At 72.2% G+C, this 8,680-nt stretch carries 7 protein-coding genes; 5 read left to right on the plus strand and 2 right to left on the minus strand.

The window, feature by feature from the left end:
• Nucleotide 1 precedes the first annotated feature (1 nt).
• From E1211_RS01445 to E1211_RS01465, 5 genes are all read left to right on the plus strand, one after another.
• Nucleotides 2-895, plus strand: coding sequence for a carbohydrate ABC transporter permease (locus E1211_RS01445; RefSeq protein WP_132344508.1), 894 nt, complete (start codon nucleotides 2-4; stop codon nucleotides 893-895).
• Complete coding sequence (yicI, locus tag E1211_RS01450) at nucleotides 892-3,123, plus strand: alpha-xylosidase (protein ID WP_132344510.1); 2,232 nt, start codon at nucleotides 892-894, stop codon at nucleotides 3,121-3,123. The genes E1211_RS01445 and yicI overlap by 4 nt, the downstream gene beginning before the upstream one ends.
• Entirely contained in the window at nucleotides 3,120-4,529 is a 1,410-nt protein-coding gene (locus E1211_RS01455; RefSeq protein ID WP_132344512.1) for a GH1 family beta-glucosidase, read from the plus strand. The genes yicI and E1211_RS01455 overlap by 4 nt, the downstream gene beginning before the upstream one ends.
• Before the next feature lie 197 nt (nucleotides 4,530-4,726).
• On the plus strand, nucleotides 4,727-5,512 hold the full coding sequence (trpC, locus tag E1211_RS01460; RefSeq protein ID WP_132344514.1) for an indole-3-glycerol phosphate synthase TrpC: 786 nt from the start codon (nucleotides 4,727-4,729) through the stop codon (nucleotides 5,510-5,512).
• A 69-nt stretch (nucleotides 5,513-5,581) separates the two neighbouring features.
• Nucleotides 5,582-7,249 (plus strand): AMP-binding protein, encoded by a 1,668-nt coding sequence (locus E1211_RS01465; protein WP_132344516.1) that lies wholly within the window; start codon nucleotides 5,582-5,584, stop codon nucleotides 7,247-7,249.
• Between the two features lie 97 nt (nucleotides 7,250-7,346).
• Here the strand turns inward: E1211_RS01465 and E1211_RS01470 are convergent, their stop codons facing one another.
• The gene (locus E1211_RS01470) at nucleotides 7,347-7,841 is read right to left on the minus strand and encodes a hypothetical protein (protein WP_132344518.1); all 495 of its coding nucleotides are present in this window, start codon (nucleotides 7,839-7,841) and stop codon (nucleotides 7,347-7,349) included.
• A gap of 94 nt (nucleotides 7,842-7,935) precedes the next feature.
• Complete coding sequence (locus E1211_RS01475; RefSeq protein WP_132344552.1) at nucleotides 7,936-8,529, minus strand: NTP transferase domain-containing protein; 594 nt, start codon at nucleotides 8,527-8,529, stop codon at nucleotides 7,936-7,938.
• Between the last annotated feature and the right edge of the window lie 151 nt (nucleotides 8,530-8,680).

Raw genomic sequence — 8,680 nt, forward strand, 5'->3', positions numbered from 1 at the left:
CATGACAGTCACTCTCACACCGGCCGAGAACGCGGTGACCCCGCGCCGGCCGCAGCCGGTCCGCGACCGGCACCACCGCGGCGCGAGCCGCTGGATCGTCCTCGTCCTGGTCACCCTCGGCGCGCTCGCCATGCTGGTGCCTTTCGTGTTCATGCTGCTCAACGCCTTCAAGTCGCCCGGTGACTACTCGACGGGCGGCCCGCTGAGCTGGCCGACGGAGTTCTACACCAAGGGCCTGCGGAACTACTGGACCCAGGTCGACTTCCCGCTGAAGCTGTGGAACTCGGCGCTCATCGCCGGCTCCGTCGCGGTGCTCGGCGTGATCGTGTCGCTGCTCAACGCGTACGCCCTGGGCATCGGCCGGGTCCGCGGCCGGCTCTGGATCGTGGGGCTCTTCCTGCTGGCCAACATGCTGCCGCAGGAGTCGCTGATCTACCCGCTCTACTACGTGGCGAAGCAGATCGGCCTCTACAACACCCAGCTCTCGGTGATCATCATCTTCACCGTCATCCAGAGCGCGTTCGGCACCTACCTGCTCGCCTCGGTGCTCGGCACCTTCCCCCGCTCGCTGCTCGAGGCGGCGGCCCTGGACGGCGCGGGCAAGTGGCGGATCCTCTGGCGGGTGGTCTTCCCCAACCTGCGGCCGACCCTCGCGGTGCTGCTCATCTTCTTCTTCATCTGGACCTGGAACGAGTTCCTGATCCCGCTGGTCATGCTCATCGACAACTCCACGCAGACCATCCCGGTCGCGCTGGCCTCGTTGCAGGGCGACCGGCTCATGGACGCCCCGACCACCAACGCGGGCGCGCTGATCAGCCTGGTCCCGGCCATCCTCTTCTTCCTCATCTTCCAGCGCACCCTCTCGCGCGGCATCACGGCAGGAGCCGAGAAGTGAAGTTCACCGACGGGTACTGGCAACTGCGACCGGGGGTCACGGTGCTGCGCCCCGGCGCGGTGGAGTCGGTCGAGCCGGAGGAGCGCGGCCTCACCGTCTTCGCCCCCACCGGCCGGATCACCGGCCGCGGCGACACCCTCAACCGCCCGGTCGTCACCGTGCGGTTCTTCTCCCCCGCCGACGGGGTCATCGGCGTCACCATCGCCCACCACCTCGGCGAGTCACCGAAGCTGCCCCGGTTCGAGCTGGCCGCCGGTGACGACCACCCGGTCAAGGTCGACGTCACCGGGCTCAGCGCCACGGTGACCAGCGGCGACCTGACCGCCCGCATCGCGCTGGTGGACGGCTGGCGGGTCGACTTCCTGCACGGCGACCGGCTGCTGACGTCCTCCACCGAGCGCAGCATCGGCGCCGTCACCGACGCCGACGGGCGGGAGTACGTGCACGAGCGGCTCGGGCTCGACGTGGGCGAGAACCTCTACGGGCTGGGTGAGCGCTTCGGCACGTTCGTCAAGAACGGCCAGGTCGTCGACGTCTGGAACGCCGACGGCGGCACCGCCAGCGAGCAGGCGTACAAGAACGTGCCGTTCTACCTCAGCACCCGCGGCTACGGCGTCTTCGTCGACCATCCGGAGCACGTGTCGTTCGAGATCGGCTCGGAGGTGGTGTCGCAGACGCAGTTCAGCGTCGAGGGTCAGACGCTCACCTACTACCTGATCGACGGCCCCACCCCGAAGGACGTGCTCCGCCGCTACACGGCGCTGACCGGCCGACCGGCGAAGGTGCCGGCCTGGTCGTACGGGCTGTGGCTCTCGACGTCGTTCACCACGTCGTACGACGAGAAGACCGTCACCGAGTTCATCGACGGGATGGCCGAGCGGGACCTGCCGCTGTCGGTCTTCCACTTCGACTGCTTCTGGATGCGGCAGTTCCACTGGGTCGACTTCGTCTGGGACCCGGCGACCTTCCCGGACCCGGAGGGCATGCTGCGTCGCCTGCACGAGCGCGACCTGAAGGTGTGCGTCTGGATCAACCCGTACATCGCGCAGCGCTCGTACCTCTTCGAGGAGGGTCGCCGCCACGGTTACCTGGTCCGCCGTCCGGACGGGTCGGTCTGGCAGTGGGACAAGTGGCAGGCGGGCATGGCGTTGGTGGACTTCACCAACCCGGACGCGGTCGCCTGGTTCACGGGCAAGCTCAAGGCGCTGCTCGACATGGGCGTCGACTGCTTCAAGACCGACTTCGGCGAGCGCATCCCCACCGACGTGGTCTGGCACGACGGCTCCGACCCGCAGCGGATGCACAACTACTACACCCACCTCTACAACAAGGCGGTCTTCGAGCTGCTGGAGGCCGAGCGCGGGGAGGGCGAGGCGGTCCTCTTCGCCCGGTCGGCCACCGCCGGCGGGCAGCAGTTCCCGGTGCACTGGGGCGGCGACTGCGAGTCGACGTTCGTGGCGATGGCCGAGTCCCTGCGCGGCGGGCTGTCGCTGGCCGCGTCCGGGTTCGGCTACTGGAGTCACGACATCGGCGGCTTCGAGGGCACCCCGGACCCGGCGGTCTTCAAGCGGTGGATCGCGTTCGGGCTGCTCTCCTCGCACTCCCGGCTGCACGGCTCCGGCTCGTACCGGGTGCCGTGGGCGTTCGACGACGAGGCCGTCGACGTGCTGCGGCACTTCACCCGGCTCAAGATGAGCCTGATGCCGTACCTCGCGACCGTCGCCGAGGAGGCGCACCGCGAGGGCGTGCCGATGATGCGCCCGATGGTGCTGGAGTTCCCCGACGACCCGACCGCGGCGTACCTGGACCGGCAGTACATGCTCGGTCCCGACGTCCTGGTGGCGCCGGTGATGAGCGCCGACGGGGAGGTGACCTTCTACGTGCCGGCCGGCACCTGGACCCACCTGGTGACCGGCGAGCAGCTCACCGGACCGGCCTGGTTCACTGAACAGCACGGCTTCGACAGCCTGCCCGTGCTCGCCCGGCCCGGCGCGGTGATCCCGTTCGGGGACCGGACCGACCGGCCGGACTACGAGTGGGCCGACGACGTACGGCTTCGCGTCTTCGCACCCAGCGAGGGGCAGCGGACCCGGGTGCGGGTGCCGTCGCCCGGGACCGGGCCGGGCGCCGAGTTCGAGGTGCGCTACGCGAACGGCGCGGCCGGCGCCGAGCTGGTGGCCGGGGCATCGACGGGATACCACTGCGAGATCCAGGGAGTGCAGCGATGACGGGCTACGTCTTTCCGGAGAGCTTCGTCTGGGGGTCGGCCACGGCCTCGTACCAGATCGAGGGGGCGGCCACCGAGGACGGCCGGGGCCGGTCCATCTGGGACACCTACAGCCACACCCCGGGCCGGACGCTGAACGGCGACACCGGCGACGTGGCCGCCGACCACTACCACCGCTGGCAGGAGGACCTCGGGCACATCGCCGCCCTCGGCCTGGGCGCGTACCGCTTCTCGATCTCGTGGCCGCGTGTGCAGCCGGGCGGCTCCGGCTCGTTCAACCAGGCCGGCATCGACTTCTACTCCCGGCTCGTGGACGGGCTGCTGGAGCGTGGCGTGCGCCCGGTGGCGACCATGTACCACTGGGACCTGCCGCAGGAGCTGGAGGACGCCGGAGGCTGGGCGTCGCGGGAGACGGCGCTGCGCTTCGAGGAGTACGCGGCCGGCATCGTCGGGGCGCTGGGCGACCGGGTGCACACCTGGACGACGTTGAACGAGCCGTGGTGCTCGGCGTACCTGGGCTACGCCTCCGGGGTGCACGCGCCGGGGCGTACCGAGCCGGCGGCGGCGCTGGCCGCGGTGCACCACCTCAACCTCGCGCACGGCCTGGCCGGGCGTGTGGTGCGGGAGGTCGCCCCGGCGGCCGACCTCTCCGTGACGCTGAACCTGCACGTCGTCCGCGCCGCCTCCGACTCCGACGCCGACCGGGACGCGGTACGCCGGATCGACGCGCTGGCGAACCGCGCCTTCCTCGGCCCGATGCTGGACGGGGCGTACCCGGCCGACCTGCTGACCGACACGGCGGCCGTCACCGACTGGTCGTTCGTGCACGACGGCGACGAGAAGCTCATCGCGGTGCCGCTGGACGTGCTCGGGGTCAACTACTACTCCAGCACCCTGGTCCGGGCCTGGGACGGGGTGTCGCCCCGCTCGGACGCGGACGGGCACGGCGCGTCGGAGGCCACGCCGTGGGTGGCCGCCGACGACGTCGACTTCCTGCCGCAGCCCGGCCCGTACACCGCGATGGGCTGGAACATCGACCCGCCGGCCTTCACCGAGCTGCTGCTGCGCCTGCACCGCGAGTACCCGGCCCAGCCGCTGATGATCACCGAGAACGGCGCCGCCTTCGACGACGTGGTGTCGGCCGACGGCACGATCTCCGACGACCGGCGCATCGACTACCTGCGGCGGCACATCGCCGCGGTGGCCGACGCCCGGGCGCAGGGCGCGGACGTGCGCGGCTACTTCGTCTGGTCGCTGCTGGACAACTTCGAGTGGGGCTACGGCTACGACCGCCGGTTCGGCATCATCCGGGTCGATTACGACACCCAGGTCCGGACCTGGAAGCAGAGCGCGCACTGGTACAAGCAGCTCGCCGCCACCGGTCGCCTGGAGCAGGCGACCTCCTGACCGCCCCGCGGGATGCCGTGCGGTGAACGCGGCATCCCGCCCCGGCGGACCCGGCCAACGTGATCGACCCCGGTCCGTGGCGTCGCGAGGCGGCGGCCGGGCCGATCGGGGCCAACACCGGACGGACGGATCGCCGTTGGTCGAAGAAGACCAGGTCGGGGTACGTTCGCGGGGAGCCGGTGTCATCTGGGGGAACAGTGAGCGTGCTGGACGGGATTCTCGAGGGTGTCCGGGCGGACCTGGCGACGCGGCAGAGCGCCGTCTCGCTGGCGGAGCTGAAGGCCCGGGTCGCCGACACGCCGCCGGCCCTGGAGGTGCTCCCCCGGTTCCGCGCACCCGGCGTCTCGATCATCGCGGAGGTCAAGCGGAGCAGCCCCAGCAAGGGCGCGCTCGCCGACATCCCGGACCCGGCGGCGCTCGCGAAGGAGTACGCCGCGGGCGGCGCGGCGGCGATCAGCGTACTGACCGAGCAGCGCCGGTTCGCCGGCTCCCTCGCCGACCTGGACTCCGTCCGCCGGGCCGTGGACGTCCCGATCCTGCGCAAGGACTTCATCGTCACGCCGTACCAGGTGTGGGAGACCCGGGCACACGGGGCGGACCTGGTCCTGCTCATGGTGGTCTCGCTCGACGGCGGGCTCCTCGCCGACCTGCTCGGCCAGGCCCGCGAGCTCGGGCTGACCGCCCTGGTGGAGGCGCACACCGCCGAGGAACTCGCCCGGGCCGCCGAGGCGGGCGCGGACCTGATCGGCGTCAACGCGCGTGACCTGACCACGCTCGAGGTGGACCGCACGGTCTTCAAACAGCTGGCTCCGGCCATCCCCACGGCGGCGGTCGCGGTGGCCGAATCCGGTGTCTCCGGGCCGCAGGACGTCGCGGAGTACCGGCAGTGGGGCGCCGACGTCGTCCTGGTGGGGGAGGCGCTCGTGCGTGCGGGCGATCCGCGTACCGCGGTGCGGGACTTCCTGGCGGCGGCCGCCGACTGACCCCCACCGTCCACTTGAGACAAGCATCACCGGGTTGAACCGGCCGCCCGCCCGGCCCGTGGTCAGCATGTGACGATCTCGCAGCTGCGCCCCGCCGACGACACGATCAGGAGACACCGCGAGTCGGGCGTCTGGCGGGACGGCGGACCACTCGCCGACCTGCGCCGATGGCGCGACGAGACACCGGACGCGGTCGCGCTCGTCCCGTACCGCGACGGCGCGCCGGCAGGGCGGCTCACCTACGCCGAGTACGCCCACTACGTCGAGCGGTTCGCCGGGGCGCTCCACGAGCTCGGCGTGCGGCCCGGCGACGTGGTGGCGATCCAGCTGCCCAACCTCTGGCAGATCAACGCGCTGATGCTGGCCTGCGCCCGGCTCGGTGCGACGATCGCGCCGGTGCTGACCACCATCCGCGCCCGCGAACTGGAACGCATACTGGCCCGGGTCGGCGCCGGCGTCTGCGTGACCGTCGACAGGTGGGCCGGGTACGACCACGCCGCCGCCCTGGCGGAGCTGGCGCCCCGGTTGCCCGCCCTGCGGCACCGGGTGGTGCTCGGGGAGTCGGTGCGGGACGGAGAGGTCGACTTCGTCCGGCACTTCCAGGAGACCCCGTGGGAGCGGCGGCACCCGGTGTCGCTGGACGAGGCGACCGAGGACCCGTACCGGGCCGTACTGGTGCTCTTCACCTCCGGCACGTCGGGCGAGCCGAAGGGCATCCTGCACAGCTTCAACACCATCTACGCCGGCATCTCCGCCATCGTCGCCGAGGAGCGGATCGGCCCGGACGACGTCCTCTTCATCCCGCACGCGTTCGCCTTCGTCGGGGGCGTGCTCTACGGGGTCACCATGCCGCTGCTCGCGGGAGCCGCCTCGGTGGTGCTGGACGCCTGGGACAGGGAGGCGGCGCTGCCACTGCTCGCCGACACGGGCACCACCGCCATGTTCGCGGCGCCGACGTACTTCTTCGACCTGATCGCCGCGGCGCGCGAGCAGTCCCGGCCGCTGCCCGCGCTACGCCTCGCGGTCACCGGAGCCACCACCATCCCGGGCCGGCTCGTCACCGAGACGCCCGGTGTGCTCGGCGTGCCGATGCGCGCGCTGTGGGGAATGACCGAGGTGACGGCCCAGACCTGGACCCGCGCCGACCAGCCGGCGGACTGGGGTACCCGCAGCGACGGCCGACCCGGTCCGGGGCTGGAGGTCGACCTGCGCGCCACGGGTGAGATCACCCGCGAGCGGCCCGCCCGGCTCTTCGTCCGCGGCGCCGGGGTCTGCCTGGCGACGATGGGCCGCGACAGCGGGGAGCTGCGGGTGCTGGCGGAGCAGGACGACGGCTGGTACGACACGGGCGACCTGGCCATCGCCGACGGGGCCGGCGGTATCCGGATCATCGGCCGGGTCGCCGACCGGATCTCCAGTCGCGGTCGAGCCATGATCCCCGTCAACGACGTCGAGACCGAACTGCTCGACCATCCCGGCGTCGGCGACGTGGCCGTGGTCGGTTACCGCGCCGACGACGGGTACGAGGACCCATGCGCCGTGGTCGTCGCCCGGACCACGCCGCCGCCCACCCTGGCCGAGCTGCGCGAGCACCTCACCGGACGCGGCATGACGGACTGGTACCAGCCGACCCGCCTGGAGCTCGTCGACACCTTGCCCCGGAATTCGGCCGGCAAGGTCCGCAAGGAGCTGCTCCGGCGCTGGCTGAACGGGACGGCGGAGCTGACCGAGGGCTGAGCCCGTCGTCCGGACCGGGCGACCTCGTGGCGGTCGGTGCGGGGCGAACCGGCGCCCTGGTTCGTCGTCGGGCAGCGCGCTGCTTGATCGGCCGACGCTAGGAGGGCAGGCGGGCGAACCGGTCGTCGTCGGTGGGAGCGGGCCTCGGCCGCCGGAGCCGCTGGGCCATGCCGCGTACGGCCGCGGCCGTCGCGGCGTGCGCCGCCAGCGGCCCGACGGCGGCGAGCGCGGCCACCAGGCCGGCCAGCACGGCGCCGCCCGCGGAGACGTCGGTGACCAGGGCCGTCACCGCCGCGCAGAGCGCGGCGAGGAGCATCGCGCCGCCGCCGCCGATCAGGGCGCCCACGAACCGTCCCCGGCGACGCGCCGTCGTCTCGGCGATCAGGGCGGCGGGCACCACCAGCACCGGCACCGCGACGAGGCCCAGCATGGCGGCGACCAGCACGAAGATCGGCCCGGCGAGCGGCCCGCCCGGGTCGGCGTTCGTGATCAGGGCGTACCCGAGCAGGCCGAGGTAGCCCACCAGCCCTTCCAGGGTGAACACGAGCCAGGCGACGACGGCTCCGGCGACGTGTCGAGCGATAATTCCCACAACGCACCCCCGTGCCCCTGACGCGGCCGGTCGGCCGGCGCAGAGACGCTATCGCAGCGGCCGGTGACCGTGGGGGGGGCGGTATGGGTCGAACTCAGACGCCGACGCGCTGGGGCGGGACGGTCAGACCGTAGAGCGCCATCAGCTCGGGGGTGTCCACCCGGCTGCCGTCGGCCACCCGGTCACAGGCGATGTCGACGATCTGGTCCTTGTGCGCCAGCAGGTACGGCCGCGCGCCGACGTCGGCGCTGGCCAGCGTCGCGATGCCGGCCCAATGCCGGCGGCCGAAGAGCATCGGGTAGCCGCGCAGCCCGTCGTAGGTGGCGCAGACCAGCACGTCCGGGTACGGCAGGGCGGCGACCCGTCGGACCGCGGCCGAGGTCAGACCCGGCATGTCGACGGGGACGACCACCACCGCCTCGACCAGGTCGTCGTCGATCGCGGCCAGTCCGGCGCGGATGGAGGAGCCCACGCCGGTCCCCCACGCCCGGTTGACCACCACTGTGGCCCCGGTCAGGTCGGCGGTCTCGCGCACCTGGTCGGCCGCGGCGCCCAGCACCACCACGATCCGCTCGCAGCCCGCCTCGGTCATCGTGTCGATCATCCTGTTGACCAGGGGCTTCTCTCCCTGGTGCAGCAGGGCCTCCGGCCCACCGATCCGGCGGCCGCCGCCCGCGGCGATGATCATTCCTGCGATCCGGTTCAGCTGCGCCCCCTCGAGCATGGGACCAGCCGGTCCCGTCCTACGGAGACTGCAACGAGCGCGGCCGACCACGGGTGGCGGGGCAAATAAGAAAAATGGTGCACCCGTTATGCGCAGGACGAGACGGTCAAGGCGG

Origin of the sequence: Micromonospora sp. 15K316, assembly GCF_004348525.1 — a bacterium.
Classification (GTDB): Bacteria; Actinomycetota; Actinomycetes; order Mycobacteriales; family Micromonosporaceae; genus Micromonospora.